General features: G+C 62.9%; 1 protein-coding gene. It reads left to right on the top strand.

The genetic code is table 11. The features are described 5' to 3' along the window. The coding region (locus DMH12_RS38865; RefSeq protein WP_148107541.1) for an integrase core domain-containing protein at positions 1 to 126 on the top strand (126 nt) is incomplete at its 5' end. Positions 127 to 248 lie beyond the last annotated feature (122 nt).

The raw sequence follows: 248 nt of genomic DNA, 5'->3' as shown, positions 1-248 counted from the left end.
GAATCAGCCCGCCGCAAAGCCCTGCCGGCCTGGCTCCATCACTACAATCACCACCGCCCCCACACCGCAACCGACGGCAAACCGCCCGTCACCAGGTTGACCAACGTCCCTGGGCAGTACACCTAGTGATCTGGTCTTGAGTTCACGTCTCGCCACGTGAGTCGTGGTTCGTTTCAGATTTCGGCTCGGGCGGTGACAGCGGCTGGAGGCTGCGGTCTGCTGGAGGAATGGGGGACAGCAGGCTGCAA

It is taken from the genome of Streptomyces sp. WAC 04229 (assembly GCF_003947455.1).
GTDB lineage: Bacteria > Actinomycetota > Actinomycetes > Streptomycetales > Streptomycetaceae > Streptomyces.
This window is presented reverse-complemented; position numbering and strand designations above follow the sequence as displayed.